The sequence below is a fragment of the Arcobacter acticola genome (assembly GCF_013177675.1).
GTDB lineage: Bacteria > Campylobacterota > Campylobacteria > Campylobacterales > Arcobacteraceae > Aliarcobacter > Aliarcobacter acticola.
Genome location: NZ_CP042652.1, coordinates 2,248,260 through 2,270,752, shown reverse-complemented (window position 1 = coordinate 2,270,752; position 22,493 = coordinate 2,248,260). Strand labels below are relative to the sequence as shown.

20 protein-coding genes are annotated in these 22,493 nt (G+C 26.8%); 13 read left to right on the top strand and 7 right to left on the bottom strand.

Going from position 1 to position 22,493, the window contains the following annotated elements; all coding sequences use genetic code 11:
* Positions 1–10: 10 nt before the first annotated feature.
* Positions 11–1,042, bottom strand: a complete 1,032-nt coding sequence (locus AACT_RS11610; protein ID WP_172125441.1) for an IS5 family transposase — start codon at positions 1,040–1,042, stop codon at positions 11–13.
* Positions 1,043–1,349: 307 nt separating this feature from the next.
* On the opposite strand from AACT_RS11610, the gene AACT_RS11605 reads away from it, so the two are divergent.
* The 6 genes from AACT_RS11605 (at position 1,350) to AACT_RS11580 (ending at position 10,043) form a co-directional block, all read left to right on the top strand.
* Positions 1,350–2,054, top strand: coding sequence for an SDR family NAD(P)-dependent oxidoreductase (locus AACT_RS11605; RefSeq protein WP_172127081.1), 705 nt, complete (start codon positions 1,350–1,352; stop codon positions 2,052–2,054).
* A gap of 113 nt (positions 2,055–2,167) precedes the next feature.
* Entirely contained in the window at positions 2,168–2,809 is a 642-nt protein-coding gene (locus AACT_RS11600; protein ID WP_172127080.1) for a TetR/AcrR family transcriptional regulator, read from the top strand.
* Complete coding sequence (locus tag AACT_RS11595; protein WP_172127079.1) at positions 2,806–4,575, top strand: TolC family protein; 1,770 nt, start codon at positions 2,806–2,808, stop codon at positions 4,573–4,575. The genes AACT_RS11600 and AACT_RS11595 overlap by 4 nt, the downstream gene beginning before the upstream one ends.
* Positions 4,576–4,578: 3 nt before the next feature.
* Entirely contained in the window at positions 4,579–5,685 is a 1,107-nt protein-coding gene (locus AACT_RS11590; protein WP_172127078.1) for an efflux RND transporter periplasmic adaptor subunit, read from the top strand.
* 1 nt (position 5,686) lies between these two features.
* Complete coding sequence (locus tag AACT_RS11585) at positions 5,687–8,740, top strand: efflux RND transporter permease subunit (protein WP_172127077.1); 3,054 nt, start codon at positions 5,687–5,689, stop codon at positions 8,738–8,740.
* A gap of 1 nt (position 8,741) precedes the next feature.
* Positions 8,742–10,043, top strand: a complete 1,302-nt coding sequence (locus AACT_RS11580; RefSeq protein WP_172127076.1) for a dicarboxylate/amino acid:cation symporter — start codon at positions 8,742–8,744, stop codon at positions 10,041–10,043.
* A 6-nt stretch (positions 10,044–10,049) separates the two neighbouring features.
* On the opposite strand, the gene AACT_RS11575 is transcribed toward AACT_RS11580, so the two are convergent.
* The 5 genes from AACT_RS11575 to AACT_RS11555 all read right to left on the bottom strand — a co-directional run bounded on the left by AACT_RS11575 (position 10,050) and on the right by AACT_RS11555 (position 14,728).
* Positions 10,050–11,252 (bottom strand): APC family permease, encoded by a 1,203-nt coding sequence (locus AACT_RS11575; protein WP_172127075.1) that lies wholly within the window; start codon positions 11,250–11,252, stop codon positions 10,050–10,052.
* Entirely contained in the window at positions 11,245–12,147 is a 903-nt protein-coding gene (locus AACT_RS11570; protein ID WP_172127074.1) for a DMT family transporter, read from the bottom strand. Before AACT_RS11570 ends, AACT_RS11575 begins: the two co-directional genes overlap by 8 nt.
* A gap of 54 nt (positions 12,148–12,201) precedes the next feature.
* Positions 12,202–12,993, bottom strand: a complete 792-nt coding sequence (locus AACT_RS11565; RefSeq protein WP_172127072.1) for a helix-turn-helix transcriptional regulator — start codon at positions 12,991–12,993, stop codon at positions 12,202–12,204.
* Positions 12,994–13,068: 75 nt separating this feature from the next.
* On the bottom strand, positions 13,069–14,349 hold the full coding sequence (nhaA, locus tag AACT_RS11560; RefSeq protein WP_172127070.1) for a Na+/H+ antiporter NhaA: 1,281 nt from the start codon (positions 14,347–14,349) through the stop codon (positions 13,069–13,071).
* Positions 14,342–14,728, bottom strand: coding sequence for a Fur family transcriptional regulator (locus AACT_RS11555; protein ID WP_172127068.1), 387 nt, complete (start codon positions 14,726–14,728; stop codon positions 14,342–14,344). Before AACT_RS11555 ends, nhaA begins: the two co-directional genes overlap by 8 nt.
* Positions 14,729–14,847: 119 nt before the next feature.
* On the opposite strand from AACT_RS11555, the gene AACT_RS11550 reads away from it, so the two are divergent.
* A complete protein-coding gene (locus AACT_RS11550) occupies positions 14,848–15,732 on the top strand; it encodes a metal ABC transporter solute-binding protein, Zn/Mn family (RefSeq protein WP_172127066.1) in 885 nt (294 codons plus the stop codon).
* Entirely contained in the window at positions 15,729–17,204 is a 1,476-nt protein-coding gene (locus tag AACT_RS11545) for a nickel/cobalt transporter (RefSeq protein WP_172127064.1), read from the top strand. Before AACT_RS11550 ends, AACT_RS11545 begins: the two co-directional genes overlap by 4 nt.
* 19 nt (positions 17,205–17,223) lie before the next feature.
* Here AACT_RS11545 and AACT_RS11540 read toward each other — a convergent pair whose 3' ends face one another.
* On the bottom strand, positions 17,224–17,778 hold the full coding sequence (locus tag AACT_RS11540) for a GNAT family N-acetyltransferase (protein ID WP_172127062.1): 555 nt from the start codon (positions 17,776–17,778) through the stop codon (positions 17,224–17,226).
* 102 nt (positions 17,779–17,880) lie between these two features.
* Here AACT_RS11540 and AACT_RS11535 point away from each other — a divergent pair, with 102 nt between their 5' ends.
* The 5 genes from AACT_RS11535 (at position 17,881) to rhuM (ending at position 22,489) form a co-directional block, all read left to right on the top strand.
* The gene (locus tag AACT_RS11535; protein ID WP_172127060.1) at positions 17,881–18,549 is read left to right on the top strand and encodes a response regulator transcription factor; all 669 of its coding nucleotides are present in this window, start codon (positions 17,881–17,883) and stop codon (positions 18,547–18,549) included.
* A 95-nt stretch (positions 18,550–18,644) separates the two neighbouring features.
* Positions 18,645–18,815, top strand: a complete 171-nt coding sequence (locus AACT_RS11530; protein WP_172127058.1) for a hypothetical protein — start codon at positions 18,645–18,647, stop codon at positions 18,813–18,815.
* Positions 18,803–20,140: a c-type cytochrome gene (locus AACT_RS11525; RefSeq protein WP_172127056.1), complete on the top strand. Its 1,338-nt coding sequence runs from the start codon at positions 18,803–18,805 to the stop codon at positions 20,138–20,140. Before AACT_RS11530 ends, AACT_RS11525 begins: the two co-directional genes overlap by 13 nt.
* Positions 20,141–20,149: 9 nt before the next feature.
* Positions 20,150–21,343, top strand: a complete 1,194-nt coding sequence (locus AACT_RS11520) for a hypothetical protein (protein ID WP_172127054.1) — start codon at positions 20,150–20,152, stop codon at positions 21,341–21,343.
* 201 nt (positions 21,344–21,544) lie between these two features.
* Positions 21,545–22,489: a RhuM family protein gene (rhuM, locus tag AACT_RS11515; protein ID WP_172127052.1), complete on the top strand. Its 945-nt coding sequence runs from the start codon at positions 21,545–21,547 to the stop codon at positions 22,487–22,489.
* Positions 22,490–22,493: the final 4 nt, after the last annotated feature.

Here is a 22,493-nt window from a genome sequence, read left to right as displayed (position 1 = left end):
CCAACTCTTTTCATATCAATTTTACCTTTTGTAATCTAACCATCTGTTCGTATCTGACTAAGTTGTAGGTAAGGTTCGTAAGTCCTATTGTGGACTTTATCCTATCTATTCCAATTGAGAGAAGATTAAGTGCATTATGCATTTGAGTTGTAAGTGTTCCAAATATATGTTCAACTCTTACTCTTGTTTTAGAGTGTTTATAATTTTCTTTATGCTGGGCATTGGTTAAGGGTTTGTTTCTGTAGGCTCTTTTGATAACTTTTGATTTCACATTTTTACTTTCGAGATATTGCTCAGTCTCTTCAGATTTATAAGCACTATCAGCATAGAGGGTATTATCATCTCCATCTATCAAATCTTTAACCACTTGTGAATCATGGGTTGAAGCTGGCGTCACTTCATATTTAGTGATAATTTTAGTTTTCTGATCTGAGGCTACATGATCTTTATATCCATATTCTCTTTGACCTCCTTTTGTTGTCCATCTTGCATCACAATCTTTTTGAGCTTTTTTATTTGGATTGTCTTCAAAGCTTTGTGGCATTTTATCCTCTTTGATTTGTTTATTTTCATCTCTTGTATTTCTTTGTTTGGGTACATTTACAAATGAAGCATCAACGATTGTCCCCTCTTTGGCAACTATTCCATTTGAGATAAGTTTAGAGGTAAATAGTTCAAATAATTTTTTGGATAAACCTTTCTCTTTTAGTTGCTCTTTAAACAACCATATAGTCTTTTCATCTGGTACATCATCACCGATTTGCAATCCTAAAAAATCTAAAAATGATAATCTATCTTTGATCTGAAATTCTGTTTGTTCATCTGAAAGATTATAATATCGTTGAAGTATTAAAATTTTAAACATTAGCAATTTATCGTATGGCTTTCTTCCTGCATTTGACTTTCTATCCTCTTTTTCTAAAGCTGATTCAATTGTTTCTCTAAACATCTCCCAATCAATAATCTTGTTTAGTTTTTGTAGCGGTGGTTGATGTTTATTGATTTTTTCCAATTGAAATTCGTAGTCAAATAGTCCTGCCATTTTTTAACCTTTGTACCTATATTTATATAGATATTTTAGCTAAAAAGTCCTACAAAAAGCCTTACATAAAGGGTTTTGTCGCTTTATTGCAAAGTATACATCATCAGTGATTTTATGAATATTTTCAATTTTTATGAATATTGACTAATTTTTAGAGGTGCCCTTAATTGTTTTTCATTTTTATAAGTCATTTTAATTCCAATTATTATCTTTTTAATGTTTATTCTATCATAAAACAAATGTTATTAAGATGATTAAAACCCATGAATATATATAATGGTCTCAAGATAATAAATGGAGATTTAAGATGTCAAAAAGAGTTTTAATAACAGGTGGAAATAAAGGAATAGGATTAGCAGTATCAAGAGCTATGTTAGAGTTTGGATATGAAATAATAATTGTTGCTAGAGATTTTGATACTTGTCCTTTAGTTGGAGTTGCAAATGTAACTGCTATTGAGTATGATTTATCAGATGTAGAGGGACTTCCAGCCCTTGCAAAAGAAGTAGGAGAAATAGATATTTTGATTAATAATGCTGGATATATGCAACCAAAATATACCTATGACAACTATCCAAAAGAAGCACGTGATCATATTATGAATGTAGATTTATACACTCCAGTTGAATTAATGAACATATTTAGTGTTGGAATGAAAAAAAGAGGTTATGGAAGAATTGTAAATACAGCTTCAATAGCTGGTCAAATTGGACATCCAGATGTTTGGTATGGAATGGCAAAAGCAGCACTTATTAATGCTACAAAAATTTATGGAAAAATGTTAGGTGCTCATGGAATTACTGTAAATTGTGTAGCTCCAAGTCCTACAGAAACTGATATGCAAAAAGATAATAGCGAAGAGAGAAAAAAAGAGTTCAAAAAAACAGTAGCAACAGGAAGATTTGCACAACCTGAAGAAGTTGCAAAAGCAATGGTTTGGTTAGCAACTGATTGTCCTGAATATATAAACGGAATTTGTTTAGATATAAATAACTGCTCATATCCTAGATAGTTTTAGAAAAATATATAAATTTTTAAAGGTAGCTTTTAGGGCTACCTTTTTTTAAGCCTTAATTTAGAACAATTGTTCTATTATTTAGAACATTTGTTCTAAGGTAAAAAATAATGACTACAAAAGATAAAATTATTGAAGTATCAATAAAACTTTTTAATGAAAAAGGGTGTCTAAACACTTCAACTAGGCATATTGCAGATGAGCTTAATATGAGTGTTGGAAATCTTTACTACCACTTTAAAAATAAAGAAGAGATTTTAACTGCAATATTTTTGCAATATTTAGAAATAGTATTTAAAGAGGTGAGTTCTTTAGATTATTCTCAAGATGAAATATTTTTGTTAAAAAACTTTTTATTAGATAATTTAGAAGCTGATATTAAATATAGATTTTTACATCTTGAATTAAACCTTTTAGTAATGACTTTTCCTAGTTTCAAAAAAATAATGGAAGAGCAACTTCAAAATGAAATAGAAATGATTAAAAAACTTGTACATCACCAAATAAAATATGGATACATTATAGAAATGCAAGATGAAGAAATCGATTTATTTGTTTCAAACTCTTGGATAATAGCTTGTAATAATTTATCTTTTTGGAATCTATTATCAAATGATTTAATTGATAATGCTAAAAAAGGTGCATTAAATATGTTTTATTTTATAAAACCATATTTAACAAAAAAGAGCCTTGAAAATGAACAAATAAAAACCATTTTAAATGTTTTAAAAAATGATAAGGAAAAGAGATGAAATATTTAAAATCATATTTATTATCTTTTGCATTATTAAGTGCAACTTCATCTTTTGCTCAAAGTTATAATATTGATTTACTTTTAGATGAAAATACAAATAAATATATAAATGCAATAAAAAAAGAAGCAAATAGCCTTTTTTCAAGTAATGATAGTATAAATTATAATATTAAAATTTGTAAGAATGATTGTGAAAAAAAGTTTAATGATAAAAAACTAATAATTTTAAATAGTAAAAATAAATATACAAATAATAGTAATTCATATATAGTTTCATACAATTTTATATCTTCTGTTTATGATGAAAATAGACTTATAAGAGCTTCTGCTTTAGCAATATTTGAGTATTTAAAAGAGAAAAAAATATCAAATAGTATATATATTGAAAATAAAATAAATGAAGAAATATTTGAAGAAGAGATAATTCCAGCCAATCAAAAAACTTTAGATTTAAAGGATATTTTTTCTTTAGCACTTGAAAATAATATTGAAATTCAACAAAATAAAAACAACACAAAAATTGATAAACTTAATATAGATGATTCAATTAGTGATTATAAACCACAAATTGATTTTTATTCAAATTTAATTCAAATAGATGAAGATAGGGCAAAATATAGTAATGGTTTATATAGTCAAGGTACAGCTGAAGTTGGTTTGAAATTAACACAAGTTATCTATTCAGATAAAATTTTGAAAAATATAGAAATCAAAAAACTATTAGAATTATCAAACTCAAATGGTATTAAATCTCAAAATGATGAGATACTTTATAAAGTTTTAGTTACGTATCTAAATGTAATAAAAGCAAATAACTACAATGATATTATAAAAATAAAACACAATTTTATAAGTCAAAATCTAAATTTTGCAAAACAAAGAGTAGAAATAGGAGTTCAAGATAGAAGTGATGTTTATAGATGGGAAAGTGAACTAGCAAATGCAAATATGGAACTTTCAAACTCTAAAAAGCAATTAAAATCTTTAAAAATAGAGTTGTCAAATTTACTTCAAATAGAAAAAGAGTTCTCTTTTGTAGAGTATGGAATGAACTCAAATAATTTTAAACTTTTAAATAGTGATGCAATTAAATATATCTCAAACAAAAAAGTTCAAGAGTTATTTTTAGATGATATTATTTATTCCCATTCACGATTAAAACAGATTGCTGAGTTAATAAATGTAAAAAATCAAGAATTAAAAATGAATAAAAATTCAAGATATTTACCAACAATTGCCTTTGAAGGAAGTGCTAAAAAAATTGTAGATAGATACGGTGAGGGTTCACAAAGTACAAGATACTGGGATGATAAAGAGTATCAAGCTGTAATAAATCTTACTTTGCCACTTTATGAAGGTGGAAGTAAAAGTTTAGGTATAGAAAAAAATGAGATTGAACTTGTAAATTTAAAACTCCAATACAATAATGTAAAAAGTTTGATAGAAAAAAATGTAGAACAAGATTATGACTCACTTCTAAAAGCTTATGAAAAAATATCTTATGCAAAAACTTCTTTAGAATTTTCAAAAAAGAATTATGATTTGATACAAGATAAGTATCGAAATGGAAGAGATAATATCATCTCCCTTCTTGATGCTCAAAACTCTTATATCGTTTCAAAATTAAATGAAAATATTTCTACTATTGATTATTTGGTTGATTTATCATCAATATACTTTTTTAGTGGGAAAATAGATATTTTAATAGATGAAAATAAGAAAAAAGAGATTGAAGAAAAAATATTAAATGCGATTAAAGGTTAATAAATGAGAAAGTTTTTAAAATTAAATATATTAGTAGTTTTGGTTTTATTTTTTGCAGCTTGCCAAAAAAAAGAGGAAAATAAAGTTGAAGATGTTGTTAAATCTGTTTTTGCAATTAACCCTATTTTAAAAGATGAAAATCAAAATAGGGTGTTTAATGCAACTGCTAGTTCAAGTAATCAAACAAAACTTAGTTTTAAAGTACAAGGAAATCTAAATTATTTTAAATCACAAATAGGTGATGAGGTAAAAAAAGGTGATTTAATTGCACGACTTGATTCAAAACCTTATGAGTTAAGGGTTTCTCAAATAGAATATGCATTAAGTGAAGCAAATGCAAGTTTACAAAATGCTAAAAGTACTTATGAAAGAACAAAAAAATTATATATAAATCAAAACTCAAGTGTAAGTGATATAGATAATGCAAGAGCTGTTTTTTGGGCAAGTAGTGCAAAGGTTAAAAATATTACTCAAGAGTTAGAGTATGCAAAATTACAACTTTCTTATACTAACTTATATGCTCCAATAAATGGATATATAAGTGCAAAATATGTAAATGAAAATGAAAATATAGCTCTTGGAACACCAATAATTTTAATAAGTGATAAATTAGTAGATGAAGTAAGAATTCAAGTTCCTGAAGTTTTTATAAATAAAATAAAAAAAGATAGCAGTGTAAAAGTTCTTTTTAATTCTATTGATTCAAAACCCTTTGAAGCAAAAATATCTGAAATATCAAAATATGCTTCACAAACTGAAAAAACTTATTTAGTAATTGCAAAATTGCAAGATAGTTCAAGCCTAATAAAAGCTGGAATGTCTGCTGATGTTTATTTTGATGTGGAAGATAAGACAAAAACAATCGAATATTTAGTTCCTTCAAATTCTGTTTTAAATGATAAAAATGGCTATTTTGTTTATGTATTAAAAAATCAAGATGGAAAATATTTTGTAAAAAGAAAAGATATAAAAGTAGCAAATCTAATAAAAGAAGGATTTGAAATAACAGAAGGCTTAGATAAAAATGATTTAGTTTTAAAAGCTGGAATGAGTGAAGTTTTTGAAAATATGGAAGTTGTGATTGCAAATATAAAAGAGTTAGGAAATTAAGATGAATATTACTTCATTTGCTTTAAAAAATGACAAGGTAACTATTGTTTTTTCACTATTACTTTTTATTTATGGGATTATCTCTTTTTTAGATTTACCAAGGGCAAAAGACCCAGGTTTTATCATAAGAACTGCTACAGTGGTAACACATTTTCCAGGTGCAAGTGCTAAAAGAGTTGAGCAACTTGTAACTGATAAATTAGAAAAAGAGATACAACAAATGAGTGAAATTGATTTTATTAAATCAACTTCAAAAAGTGGTGTATCTATTATTTTTGTAAATATTTTAGAAAAACATAAAAATATGCGACCAATTTGGGATAGTCTTCGAAGAAAAGTAGAAGATGGGGCAAGACAGCTTCCAAGTGGAACATCAAAACCAATAGTAAATGATGAATTTGGAGATGTTTATGGTTCAATGATTTCTATTTCAAGTGATGGATTAAGTCCCAAAGAACTTGAAGATATTGCAAATGATACTAAAGATATATTTTTAAGACTTGATAATGTTGCAAAAATTGAAATTTTAGGAATCCAACCACAAGTTGTGTATGTGGAATTTGATAACTCTAAAATGGCGAGATTAAATTTAAGTGCAAGTTATTTAAAAAATATTTTAGAGAGCAAAAATATAGTTCTTTCAGGTGGAAATATAAAAGTTGATACAAATAGACTTTCAATTGAACCATCGGGAAATTATGAAAATGTAACTCAAATTGGAAATACAATAATTCCTTTAAATACATCAGAACAAATTTATCTAAAAGATATTGCAAAGATAAAATATGAGTATAAAAATCCAAGTTCATTTATAGTACAAAAAGATGGCAAAGCATCTTTGGTTTTAGCAATATCTATGAAAAAAGATGGAGATATTATTAAACTTGGAGAGCAAATAGACAAACTTACAAAAGAAATTCAAGAAAAACTTCCTTTGGGTGTAAAACTTGATAGACTTTTTAATGAGCCAAAAATAGTAGGAAAAATAGTAGGGGATTTTGTAAATAATCTACTTCAAGCTATGGCTTTAGTTGTTATTGTTATGCTTTTTTCTCTTGGTTTACGAACTGGTCTTATAGTTGCTGTTTTAATTCCTATGTCAATTTTGACTTCATTTATAATAATGTCAATATTTGATATTTGGCTTGACCAAGTATCCCTTGCTGCTCTTATTATCTCCTTGGGACTATTAGTTGATAGTGCTATTGTAATGAGTGAATCTATTATGGTTTTAATGCAAAGGGGGAAAAATGTAGTTGAAGCATCACTTCAAAGTGCTAATGAATTAAAAATTCCACTTTTAACATCTGCACTTACTACTTCAGCTGCATTTTTGCCAATATTTTTAGCAAAATCAAGTACGGGTGAATATACAAATTCTATTTTTAAAGTTGTAACAATTACGCTTTTATGTTCTTGGGTTTTAGCTCTTACTTTAACTCCTGTTTTAAGTAAATATTTTTTGAAAAAAGATTTACAAAAAGAGCATAAAGAGAGTCATTTTCAGATTTTTTATAGGGGCTTTTTAAATTTTGTTCTTACAAATAAAATAGTGGTAGTGATTTTTGTAGTAGTTGTTTTTGTTGCTTCATTAAAACTTTTAGATTATGTTCCAAAGAAATTTTTCCCACCATCAAGTGAATCTACTTTTACTGTTGAAATAAATCTTCCTGTTGGAACTGCTATTGAAACTACTAAAAATAATGTACAAACAATTGAAAGATATATAAAAGAAAAATATATGTCAAAAGCACAAGAGAGTGAAGTTGTAAACTTTGTTTCATTTATAGGAGAGAGTGCACCTAGATTTTGGTTATCTTATGAGCAAGAACTTGCAAGTGCTGAATATAGTACAATTTTAATAAATGCAAAAGAGAATAGTGATTTAACACCAATTAGAAAAGATATCGAAAATTTTGCAAAAACAAATTTCCCTGATATGCAAGTAAATGCAAAAACATTAGCAATGGGACCTCCTGTTAAAAAACCAATAGAAATTAGAATTAGTGGAAAAGATACCGATAAACTTTTTGAGTTAAGTTCAAAAATAAAACAAGAATTAGCAAAAATAGATGGAGTTAAAAATATTGTAGATGATTGGGGACTTAGAAATAAAAAATTAACTATTCAAATAGATGAAGCAAAAGCTTTAAAAGAAGGAATTTCAAATCTTGATATTGCACTTTCTTTACAAACAAGCCTTAGTGGATTTGAAGTAACAACTTTTAGAAAAGAAGATAAGTTAATTCCGATAATTATTCGTTCAAATGAAAATACAAAAGATGATATAAATAGATTAGAAACTATAAATGTTTATTCTCAAAGCAGTGGTAAAAATATTCCATTATCTCAAGTAGCTAGTGTAAATGTAGTTTATGAAGAATCAAAAATCATCAGAAGAGATAGGTTAAAAACAATAATTGTAGGTTCTGATATAAAAGATGGTTACAATGCTTTAGCTGTTTTTGAAACTATAAAACCATGGCTTGATGAGTATTCAAAATCTTTTGACTTGGGATATTATTATGAATTTGGAGGAGAGTTTGAAGCTTCTGGAAAAGCAAATGATTCAATTGCTGTAAACCTTCCAATTGCTTTTATGGCAATATTACTTTTAATGGTTGCTCAGTTTAATTCTGTAAGAAAACCACTTATTATATTAACTGCAATTCCTTTGGGAATAATTGGGGTTTCATTTGGTTTATTTATTACAAATTCATATTTTGGTTTTATGACACTTTTAGGAATTATTTCCCTTTCAGGAATTGTAATTAATAATGCAATTGTATTAATAGAGCGAATAAAAATAGAAGAAGAGCAAAATGGTTTTAGCTCTTATGATGCAATTATTGAAGCTAGTATTAGTAGGTTTAGACCAATTATCTTAACAACACTAACAACAATATTAGGATTAGTTCCTTTGTGGTATAGTGGAGGAGTTATGTGGGAGCCTATGGCCATATCAATTATTTTTGGTTTAATGATATCAACTATGTTTACCCTTGGTTTTGTTCCAGTTTTATATGCATTATTTTTTAAAATAAAAAAGGTTTAAAATGAAAAATCTATTAGGTAAATTGTGGTTTCAAGTAATACTTGGAATGATAAGTGGAATAGTAATCGGTTTACTTCTTTCTCCTTCTGCTTTTGCTTTAATTTCAAATGAGTTAGCACTAAAATTAGCTCCTTGGATAGCACTTATTGGAAATGTTTTCTTAGCTTTAATAAAAATGATTGTAATTCCTTTAGTTTTAAGTTCTATTATTTTAGGAATTACAAGCGCAAAAAGTGTTGCAATTCTTAAAAAACTAGGTTTAGTAATTATTCCTTATTTTGTTTTTACAACGCTATTTGCTGTAAGTATAGGGATTTTGATTACCACTTTTATAAATCCAGGTTCTTATGTTTCAAAAGAGATGATAAATCAAATGTCAGTAGCAAATATTCAAGTTGTAAAAGAGGCTCAAAATATATCTATACCTGATTTATTAGTGGATTTAATACCTGTAAGTGTTGCAAAAGCTGAGCTTTCTGGAAATATTTTAGCCTTTGTAATTTTGGCAATTTTTATTGGAGTTGCACTTTTGAGCCTAAAAGAGGAAGAATCAAAACCTTTGATTGATTTATCTAAATCCTTGCAAGCTTTTTCTATGAAAATTGTAGAGTGGGCTATGAAATTAGCTCCTTATGCTGTGTTTGGATTGATTTGTAGTATTACTATTAAAATCGGATTTGATGCTATTTCTTCAATGCTTATGTATATATTTACAGTTATTTTTGGTTTAGTTTTAATTTTGTGTTTTTATTTAATAATAGTTTATTTAGCTTCAAAAATGAAACCCTTAGAGTTTTTAGGAAAAATAAAAGAGGTTCAGCTTATGGCTTTTTCAACGTCGAGTTCAGCGGCTGTTATGCCCTTGTCTATAAATACAGCAGAAACTAAACTTGAAGTTCCAACATCTATTTCAAAGTTTGTTATACCTTTGGGTGCAACTATTAATATGGATGGAACAGCACTTTATCAAGTTTGTGCGGCTGTTTTTTTAGCTCAAGTTTTTTCTATTGATTTAAGCTTTGTAGAACTTTTTGTATTAGCACTTACAACAGTTGGAGCATCTATTGGAACACCTAGTACTCCAGGAGTTGGTATTGTAATACTTGCTACAATTTTACAAAGTATTGGTGTTCCCCTTGAAGGAATTGCCCTTATTCTAGGAGTTGATAGAATCTTAGATATGTGCCGAACTACTATAAATGTAACAGGGGATTTAACAGCAACTTTAGTTATGAAAAGATTAACAAACTTTTCAACTACAAGTGAAAAAATTGCAAATGAGTATGTAAGTCAACAGAAGTAGTATTTACTACTTCTTGAAAAATGTGAAAATAAAAAGTGAAATAATAAGCACTAATATAAAAATATTTGAAAATAGAAGTATTATAAAAAATAAAAAAGTTAAAAATATTGAACAATTTCTAAGAAATCCTTTTTTAAATATGACAATAGCAGTTATAAGTCCAATAATTGCATTTGCAATAAAAAATCCATCTGCAAAAGCTACTAGATTATCAAGTGATAAAACTTCAAAATGCACTAAAATAAGTGTAATAATATAAATCATTGATAATAAATTTAAAGCACCAATTGGTGTTTTATTACTTAGATGTTTTGAGGTATAAGTAGTTAGTTTTAAAGATGATATGAGTCTTGCAACTCCACCTACAAATAAAATCAAAGTTCCAACACACAAAATCATAGATATGCTTGATAATATTAGATTTGAATATGATTTAAAAATAGGCTCAATTAACCAAATTAATTTAAAAGCTTCAATTCCTTTTTTCTCAAAATCTCCAAACAAAATAGCTAAACAAATCAAAATATAAACCAATGACACTATGATTGCTGAAAAAATTACAGCATTTGTAAGAGTTTTTGTCTCTTTCACTTCATTTGAATAGTTACCTATTACTTCCCATCCAACAATTGCCCAAAAGGCTAATAAAAAAGAGTAGCCAATTTGTGAAAACTCAAGGGATGGAATCACTAAAGAAAAACTACTTGTTTGAAGTAAGATATTTATACTAGAAATTAGAAATATAATTGTAATTGCAGAACTTACAATTAGCATTAATTTCCCAATAAAATCAATTCTAAATAGCAATAAAGCATAAGTTACTAAATAGATAAAAAAACCCAAAGTTACCACAGAAGTATCGGGAAAATAAGGTTTTATAAATTGCCCTGCAATTAATAAAACAGCCACAGGTCCAAAAAATACAGCACAAATCAGATAAAAAGAAGTAAGTAGTTGATACTTTTTACCTAAAGCCTCTTTAGTTGCTAATGAAACTCCACCATCACCTGGATATAAAATTGCTAGTTTTCCAAAAACAAGTGCAAAAATAAAGCCCAAAGATAAAATTATAGCCCAAATAATAAGTGAATAGTTACCTATCATATTATAAAGCATAGATGGAAGTAATATAACTCCAGAGCCTAAAATAGGGCCAATAATAAGTCCTGAAAGAGTAAAGGTATTTAGCTTTTTTTCTTGATTATGCAATTTTTTCTTTCTTTTTGAATATTTTGATATTGTTTAGTATTTTTACAGCAATTAAGGTCATAATTGTACCTAAAATAATTGAATAACTTATATGTTCTTTTAGGAAAATTACACTTAAAACAATTGCAAAAAATGGTACTAAAAATATAAAAGAGCTAACTTCATTTGTACCTAATTTTTCAATTCCAATAAAATAAATTGATGTGGCAAAGGTAGTTGAAACAACAGCCACACATAAAACATTTGCCCAAAAAATCCAATCAAAATTTGCATAAGGCATTTTTGTAGGTTCTACAAAAAATATTAAAAGTAAAATAGTCATAAAAACATACATATAAAATGAAAAAACTAAAGGCGAAGTTTTTGTCGATTTTGAAGAAATTATTGTAAAAATAGGCCATAAAATAGATGCAGCTAAAAAATACAAATTATGTTCTGTAAATATTTGCTCAATTGAAAAACTCCAAATATTTAAAATAGTTAAAACCCCAAACATTCCAAGAATAAGTGCAAATATATCTTTTTTTTGTAATTTTTTACCGAAAAACAAGGCCATTAAAATAAATGTATTAATAGGAATCAAAGTAGTAACTAATGCTCCACCAAGACTTGCTGTTCCAAACTTTACCCCTAAAAAATAGAATTTTAGATAAACAATCATTACAATAGCAGCAATAAAAGCTAAAATAAGACTTTTGGTATTTGAATAGAAATATTTTCTAGTTATTACTAATATTGGAGCTAAGGTAATTATTGTAAAAAAATTTCTTAAAAACATCATCTGATATTCATCTATATAAGAACTTAATACTTTTGCATTTACCCAAGATGCACCCCATCCTGCCATTGCTAAAACCATCATAAAATAAAATATATTTTTGTTTGCTTGTGTCATTATCTATCTTTTTGTAATTTTTAGGAGATTATTGTATATAAAATAAGTAATTAATTATAGAATAATATTGCTATTTTTTTGAAGTAAAGTTGGCGTGTATCCAAAATATTTTTTAAAATTTCGTGTAAAGTGTGACTGGTCATTAAATCCCACAAGTAAACTAGCTTCACTAATGGTAATTCCTTCTTTAATTAAATTATTTGCACGGTTTAATCTTTCATTTATAATAAAAGAGTGGGGTGTTAGACCTATTTCTTTTTTGAAAACTCTTAAAAAATGGTATTTACTAAGATTACAATTTAAAGCTAGTTTATCAAGACTTATATTTTCATCAATACAATCATTTATAAGTTCTAAAGATCTTTTTACAATAATTTTATTATCAAAAATATCATTATAGTTTTTTGTATAGTTTGTAAAATGTAGTATTAAATATGACAATGAATCAATCAAAAGAGTTTCAATTAAAATTTCATCTTCATTTTTGAAAAATGAATCAAAAAAGTTATGTAATTTAAAAAATAAAACCTTATCATTTATAATATGATTTTCAAAAAATGGTATTTTTTTTTCAAAAAATATCTGCTCATATAAATTTGATAATAACTCAATTGTAGGGTAAAAGTTTGAGTGAGACCAGTGTTGACTGATTCCTTCATGTACTTCATTTGGATTATTTACTCTAATTGAGTATTTATAAAAGTCAAAACTTTTATTTGAATTATATGTTTTTAATACCCCATCATAAGTAAGACCTACTGTATATGTATCATGATAATGTTTTGAAAAGCTTTCGTTGATATGTGTAACATTTTCAAATAGGGTATTTTTTAATAGTTTTGTCATTGGGAATTATATCAAAATAATTATTATAAGAAATAGAATAAAATTGCTATTTTAAAAGTTGAAGAAAAAGCGTATTTACGCTTTTTTCTTCATCATAATAAGCATTACACCAATAAGAGCTGCAATGAATGAAGCTGCAAAAACTCCAAGTTTAACAGCTGCAATTATTGTTTCATCACTAAATGCTAAATGTGTAATAAAAATTGACATAGTAAATCCAATACCACCTAAGAATCCAACTGCAATTACATCATACCAAGAAATATCATCTGGTTTTTTGATAAGACCGATTTTTGTAGCCAAGTAAGTAAATCCAAAAATACCAACAGGTTTTCCTATTAATAGTCCTAAAACAACTCCTAACACAATCATTAAGTTTGCATCTATTGTAGAAAAATCAATAATAACACCTGCATTTGAAAAAGCAAATAAAGGCATAATAAAAAATGCAGATAAACCATGAAGATTATGTTCAAGTCTTACTAATGGATTTTGAACCTTATCATATCCATAAGCCATACCTTCAAGTGCATCTATTTGATGATGATTTAAAACAGGAATTGGATCTCTATGTTTTTCAAACTCATCAAGTGATTCTCTTGTTTTTTCAATAAACTTATCCTCATCAATTTTAGAACTAATAGGAATTGCAAAAGCTAATAAAACTCCAGCGATTGTTGCGTGAATTCCTATTTCATGAATAAATATCCATAAAAAAACACCTAAAATTAAGTAAGGTAAAATCTTTTTAACACCCATATAGTTTAATAACCAAATTAGAGCATATGTAACACCTGCGTGTAAAAAGTATTCAGCTTTTATTTCACTTGTATAAACAGTAGCAACTACTAAAACAGCTCCTAAGTCATCAACAACTGCAAGAGCTACTAAAAATAGTTTAAGTGCTGGATTAACACGAGTTCCTAGTAACATTAAAATACCAAGGGCAAAAGCAATATCTGTGGCCATTGGAATACCAAATCCTAATGGATTATCAGTATTTAAAGCTACATAAATAAGTGCTGGAACTACCATTCCTCCAATAGCTGCAATAATAGGAAAAGATGCTTTTGCTACTGATGAAAGTTCACCAATTACCATTTCTCTTTTGATTTCAAGACCAACCATAAGAAAAAACAAAGCCATAAGTCCATCATCAATCCAATATGTTAAACTCATTGATATAGATTTTTCACCAAGAGTCATTCCTAATGGCATATGCCATAAATCATAATAAGCTTGTCCCCAACTAGAGTTTGCAACAATTACAGCAGCAACGGTAGCTATAAATAGTAGTATCCCACTTAGAGCTTCTTTTGAGATAAAGTCTTCGATCATTAAAAACTTTTTAAGCATTTTCTTCCTTTTTATTTAAACAATATTTACAAATACCTTTTATAATTATATTTTCAATTTTATATTCAGGCAGATTAAAATCAATCTTTTTATGAATACACTCTATTTTTGAACAGCTTGAACAAATAAAGTGTGAATGGGGAGTTTTTGAAATTTCAAAATATCTTTTTTTATCATTTGATTCAAAAGAACTAATAACAGATTCTTCTTCAAAAATTGTTATGTTTCTATAAAAAGTTGCCTTGTCCATAGAAATATTATCTTTCATATCTTCATATGATAAAGGTTTATTTGAATTTATCAAAAGTTCCAAAATTGATTTTCTCGCACTTGTTAATTTGATATTTGTAATATTGTTTAAGTTATTTATTTCATTCATGGGTAATATTATATCAATTTATTTTTAAACTTACTTTTACAACTAAGTTGCATTAAAGAAAAAATTAATTAAAATTCCAAATCGCAACTAAGTTGCAAAGAAAACAAAAGGATAAAATATTGAAAAAAATATTATTTTTATTTATAGCAATGTTTACAGTATTAAATGCATCAAAGGCTGAATTAAGTGTAAGTATTTTACCTCAAAAATATTTTGTTGAAAAAATAGTAAAAGATAAATTTGATGTAAATGTAATGGTCCTGCCAGGTGCATCTCCACATATTTATGAACCAAAATCATCTCAAATGAAATCATTGGTTAATTCTAAGATTTATTTTTATATTGGGGTTTCATTTGAAAAAGTTTGGTTAGATAAGTTCAAATTATCAGCAAAAAACACTACTTTTGTAGATACAACTATTGGAATAGAAAAACTTGCAATGGCTAAACATGGGCATCATGATGAAGAAGAAATTCATACAAATCATGAACACGAAAATGAGCATGAAGATGAAGCTTTAGATCCACATATTTGGTTAGATCCTATTTTAGTAAAAGTTCAAGCTAAAAATATTTATGAGGCTATTATTAAAATTGATTCAAAAAACAGTGAATTTTATAAAGCTAACTATGAAGAGTTTTTAAAAGAGTTGGATAATTTAGATACTCAAGTAAAAACTATTTTAGCACCTTATGAAAATAGAGCTTTTATGGTATTTCATCCATCTTGGGGATATTTTGCAAAAAGATATAATTTAGAGCAAATTGCAGTTGAAGTTGAAGGAAAAGAGCCAAAACCAAATGAATTGGTAGAACTTATAAAAGATGCAAAAAAACATGATATAAAAATTGTTTTTGTATCTGCTCAATTTTCACAAAAAAGTGCAAAAACAATATCGAAAAATATTGGAGCATCTGTTATATCAATTGATCCTTTGAATGAAAAATGGAATGAAAGTTTACTTTTAAGTGCGAAAGAAATAGCAAATAGTTATAGTAAATGATAAGATTTTTATTAATATTATTATTTTTAAAGAGCATTGTTTTTGGATGCTCTTTATGTTCTGTATATACACCAAAAACCCACGTTACAACATCTATAAAAGCTGATAAAACACATATCAAAACCTTAAAGATTAATTGGAGTTTTGCTTCAGAGTTTACAAAAGAGCTTTTACAACTATATGATTTAGATTTGGATACTAGTTTTAATGACAAAGAGTTAAAACTGATTGAAGATGCCTTAATCGCATATTTAAAACCTAAAAATTTCTTGACTAAAATCTCTTATGACAAACAAATAAATGAAAAATCAAATCCTTTTGAAGTAAAAAATTATAAAATGATTTTTAAAGATTCGGTTTTAAGTTTTGAATATAATATTGATTTAAATTATAAACTTTATGATAAAAATATTTTAAATATTCATATCTTTGACAATGAAAACTATTTTTTTATAATTTTTGATGAAAAAAAACAGTTACTTAATATTCCTTATAAAATCACCAAAAAAACAAATATAAATGATGTTTCTTTTACTATAAATGATAGCTCTTTACCTATATTTGAAGAAGATGATAAAAAAGAGATAGTAGAAGAAAAACTAATTAATGAACAAATAAAAAATATAGAAAAAAAACAAGAAAAGAATATTGTAGAAGAAACAGTAAAAAATGAAAATTTATTGGATAAATTTACTTACAATATGAAAAAATATTTGGTAGATATTGAAAAAGGTGAAGATAATTATGCACTATTTTTTCTTTTAATTGCTTCTTTTTTGTATGGAGTTTTACACGCTTTAGGACCAGGTCATGGAAAAGCATTAGCCTTTTCATATTTTTCTGCTCAAAAAAGTTCATATTTTGAAGCATTTATGGTATCTCTTGGAACGGCTTTTGTTCATATTATAGGAGCGTTGATTTTAGTATTGGTTTCTGTATTTGTATTGGAAAGTGTTTTAAATAAATTTATGGAAGATTCTATTTCTTATGTTACTTCATTTTCTGCTTTGGTTATTATGCTTTTAGCTTTATACATTTTATATAGAAAACTAAGTAGAAAATCATCTTCATGTTGTGCTTGTAATGTGGATTTAAAAAAGACAAATTTCTCTATAAATGCATCAAATATAAATTTTGTAAAAACAAGTTCTAATAAACCAATATTTGATAATAAATTAAAAAGAAAACAAAATATAATTTTTGTATTAACAGCTGGAATTATTCCATGCCCTGGAACTGTTTTACTGTTTGTTTATGCTTTTTTATTGAAAACATATTTTTCAGTTTTACTTGCTAGTATTGCTATAAGTCTTGGGATGGCAGTGATTATTTTTGCTTCATCGTTTTTGGGAGTTTCTTTGGGGAAAGTATCTTCAAAATCAAATAGAATCAAAAATATTTTAGAAATTGTAGCACCAATTTTTATGTTTATATTAGGATTGTTACTTTTATTAAATTCAAGTAGTTTTTAAATTAGATTTAAATTTTTTATCAAAGCATTTTTATCATATGATGATAATTATGTTTTGATACTTCTAATATACAGTTTTTTTCAAAACCTATTTTTTCATAGAGTTTTAGAGCTTTTAGATTTTCAAAATCAACTAAAAGAGATACTTTTTCAAAGCCTTCTTCTTTGGCTTTATTTTCAATAAATGCAAATAATTCTTTTGCAATTCCTCTTCCTTGGAATTTTCCAAAAACACTTACTGTGTCTATGTAAAATTCATCTTCAAAACACTCTTTATCAAATGATTCTAAAAAGATATTTTTCGTTTTTAGATACTCTAAAATAGCACCATCAAGCTTTTTTACTCTGTTTGAATCATAAGCTAAGATTAGTCCTGCTATTTCATTTTCTATTTCATAAGTCCAAATATTGTTGTAACTTAATCTATTTATATCCATTGAAATATATAAATTTAAAGTTTGTAATATTTTATCTTTTTCACCTTCACCCGTTAGGGTATTTGCAATATCGTGTATTGCATTATGGATTAAAATTGCAAGATTCATATTATTTTGTTTTTTTGCTTGTGTAATCACAATTTTTCTTTCTTTAATTTTGATAATTATACACTGTTTAACTAACAGATAATTAATAGATTTATTTTAAAATTAATCCCATTGTTGAATTGGAGAATATTGTTGAAAGCATTAAAAATTTTAGTTTTAGAAAGTACAGATAATTCAATTTCCCAGATTATAGAAATTTTAAGAAAAAATGATTTTAATATTGATATTTGTAAAAATAATAATGAATTTTTAGAACGAGTTTATAATAATTTATATGATTTATATTTAATAGATATTAATGAAAAATCACTTCCGAGATTTCAATTAATTCAATTATTAAATGAATACAAAGATATGACTATGAAAATGGTGATTACTTCTATTCCTGATATTATTAAACCCTCTTTTTTATCTGGTTGTGATGAATGTATTATCAGAAATATAGATGAAGAAGAGATTATCCTACGCGTTAAAGCACTTATACGAAGACAATTCAAGGTTTATACGGATTCCATTTCATTAAAAAACAATATTAAATATGAGATATTTAATAAAAAAGTTTTGATAAATAAGAATGAAATTAATTTAGGTGAAAAAGCTCTTTTAATTCTTACTTACTTATTAAAATATAGAGGTTTTTATGTATCTTCTGAAAATCTTGAAAATGGTGTTTACCCTGCAAATACAAACTCTAAAAATGGAGTAATTCGTTTTCATATTCACAAAATTAGACAATTATTAGGAAATGATTTAATTACTTCTCATAAATCTAATGGTTACAAAATAGATATTATTAATTAACAATTTATTAACAAAATACAAACGAACAATTAACAAACATAGCATTAAAATAGCTTTCTGCATAAAGCAAAAAATTATATAGGGAGGATTTGGGTATGTTTAATTACCCCATATTTGAAATGTTTTTCATAGTTCAAAGAGTGTTAATGGCAATAAATGCAATTATACATAATTTTGTATCTTATGGAAGAACTTTTGATGGTTCTGTTATTTTAGCTGTAATTGCACATTCTAATTTAAAAAAGGAGACTTCATGGATATTATAGGACAATTCCCATTGTTTTATTTTCCAGAATATGGAAGTGCTTGGATGATGGGTATGACTGGTACTATTCATATTTTAGCGTCACATACTTCTGTTGGTGCTGCGATGCTTTTTGCATTTTTAGCGTATAAAGCGTATAAAGAAGACAGAAGTGATTTATATCCGTATATGAAAAAATACGGTATGTTCTTACTGATTTTTTCATATGTAATCGGTTCAATAACAGGCCCAGGTATTTGGTATACAGCTACAGCTGCAAGTCCTAGGGGTATTAGCGCACTTATTCATAACTTTGTGTGGGTATGGGCAACTGAGTGGGTATTTTTTGTTTATGAAGTTATTGGGGTATTTGTTCTTGTATATTTCATTGATAAAATTGATAAAAAAACCCATTTAAAACTGACATTTTCTTTCGCATTAGCCTCTGTTGGTACATTGGCACTTATTATTGGGATTATTAGCTTTATGATGTGGCCAGGAACACAAGCTTACTATACAACAGGAAGTGCAAGTGATGCTTTCTTTGGTACGAATACTTTCCCTCACATGTTCTTAAGAATTGGTTTTATGATTATGCTTTCAGGTGTTATTGGAATGGTAATTTCAAGTGCCATGAAGAAAACAAAATTAGAACTTGCAAAAGAGTTAACTAAAAAAATGGGTTATATCAGTATGTTAGGTGGATTTTTAGTTATATTCTTTTTTATGTGGTATATGGGAACATTACCTGATAATGCACATGCAGTATTTAATATAACAAAAGCAGAAGTAATTCAAAATAGAATTATTCTTACTGCTGTTTTCTCACTCTACTTCTTAATAGCTATTTTCAAACCACAATTTATATCTACTCCATTAGCTGGTGTAATGGTTTTAGTTATCTTAATTGGAGGAATTTGGCCAGGTGAGAAACTTAGAGAATCCATGAGAAAACCTTATGTTGCTGGTCAATATATCTATTCAAATCAAATTATCAGTCGTGATGTTCCTGGAAAAAATATTAAAAATGAATTACCTATCATTGCGCAAAAAGGTCTTTTACAAGTTAATCCATTTGTTCCTGAAAATTTGAAAGTAATAACTGAAGAAAATAAACTTGAAGCAGGGAAACTTTTAACAAGGATGGCATGTTCAAATTGTCACTCTTTGGAAAAAACAGGTAAATATAGACCTCTTAAAGATAGACTTGCAAGTATGGATAAAGATGCAATTAAATCAATATTATATGCTATTGGAAGTGGTGGAATGCCATATATGCCGTCACTTCAACTACCAGAACACGAATATGATGCGATTGCAGAATATATCGCGTCATTGAAATATTAAGGAGGAATTATGGACGCATCAGTATTATTAGCACTAAGAGACCCAGCAGGGGTTCCTTTCTATCCAGTTGTATTTCAAGCACTTTATGTTTTAACATGGGCATTACATGCAGCTTTTGTTTTATTAGCACTTGGTTCAATGGGCTTATCTATTTTTGGAACTTTTAAACAAAAAAGTGATTCAAATTGGAAAATTTTAACACCACATTTACTTCAAACTGGAAAGATTAGTATATCTATTTTGATTGTTTTAGGTGTTGCCCCACTTTTGTTTACTCAAGTTATTTATGATCCAAACTGGTATGTAGCCAATACATTATCAGGTATGTGGATTTTTATATTTATCTATACACTTGTTGTTGGTTACAGTATGTATTATTGGTATTATTATGCAAACAAAAAAAATGAAGGTGGAGGAAAACTTATTGGTATTATTTCATTTTTAATTTTAGTATTTGCCGGAATATTAATGCATAACTTTGCAGTTACTTCTATTATGCCAAATGAGTGGATGAATATGTATGCTCCAAATGGTGTTGTTGATAACAGCGGTTGGACATTTAATATGAATATTGTAAGATTAGCATTTATGGTAAGTTTAGCTATTCCAGTTGTTGGAATTTTTTTACAAAACTATAGTAGATTTCTAAGTACAAGAGAAGATTTTAGTCCTGATTTTATAAAATACACAGCTTCACTTGGAACTAAACTGGGTGTTATTGGATTAATCATAAGTGCACTTTGTTTTGTTGCTTGGATGCTTCAAATAGGTTATTTATTTAATCCATTATCTCTTGCGATTATTGTAGGTGTAGTTGTATTATTATTGATGGTTGCAAAAAATAGTAATAGTTATATTACAACAATAGTATTGGTTGTGGTGGCTTTATTAATCTCAGGTATGAGAGAGCTTATTAGATTTGATATTATGGCAAAATTAGGATATAGCATTTACGAATATCCAGTTAATCTTGAGTTACCAAGTATTATATTATTTTTACTTACATTCGTAGTTCTTGGAGGAGTTGGAGTTGCTTGGTTATTAACAATGGCGTGGAAAGTTGGTAAAAATCAAGGTATTTTTGATGGCTCAAAAGATGTAGCTGTAACAAAACTAGGAAATTATACATTAGCTATTATGGTTTTATGGATGGTAATATATTTTGGTTGGGGTATGACAATCCTATTTAACAATATTCTTTAATTTTTATTAAAGTTATATGCCAAAGAGATATTCTCTTTGGCATTTTTAGAAGAGATTTTAAGTTTTAATTATAGATATTTTAAAGCCTCACCTTTTGGTGGGGCTTTTTTGTTTTGTAAACATTGCAATTTGTTATGTTTTTTAATAAAAATAAAATTTTATGTTATTGTTTTGTACGTATAAAATTTAGGAGTATTAAACATGGATACAATATCAGATATAGTAGTCTATGAAAATGGTGAGATAGAGTTAAAAATATCTGCCGATAAGGATACTATTTGGGCTAGTACCAATGATATTGCAAAAGTTTTTGATATAGATAGAAGTGTTGTATCAAAACATATTAAAAATATTTTTAAAGATAATGAATTAGATGAAAAAGTGGTATGTGCAAATTTTGCACATACCACAAAACATGGTTCACTATCAGATAAAACACAAACAAGAGATATTAAGTATTATAATTTAGATATTGTTTTAGCAGTAGGTTATAGAACAAGTTCTAATAAAGCTATCCATTTTAGACAATGGGCAACTTCTGTACTTAAAAACTACATCCAAAATGGTTATGCTATCAATACTCATAAAATCACAGAACAAAGATTAACTATTCTTGAAAATGATATTCAAATTATTAAATCCCATATCAAAAATAATACAATAGAAATCAAACACGGAATATTTTTCAACGGACAAATATTTGATGCTTATGTATTTTTATCAGATTTAATAAAAAGTGCAAAAGTTTCAATTATTTTAATTGATAATTACATAAATGAATCTATATTAAACCTATTTTCAAAAAATCAAAATGTAAAATTTACTATTTATACTCAAAATATTTCTAAAGAACTACAACTTGATATTCAAAAATATAACAAACAATATTCCAATCTTGAAGCAAAAATCACTAAAAATTTTCATGATAGATTTTTGATTTGTGATGAAATTGTATATCATTTTGGAGCAAGTTTCAAGGATTTGGGAAATAAAGTATTTGCAGTAAATAAGATGAATATTTCTGTAAAGGATTTGTTAATATATAAAATATTTAAGATGAAGCAAAAGAAGAGATTAAGAAAATTGGGTTTGTGTGATTTTGTATTGCAAAATGTCATATTTTTAAATCAAAATAGATTCATTTGATATG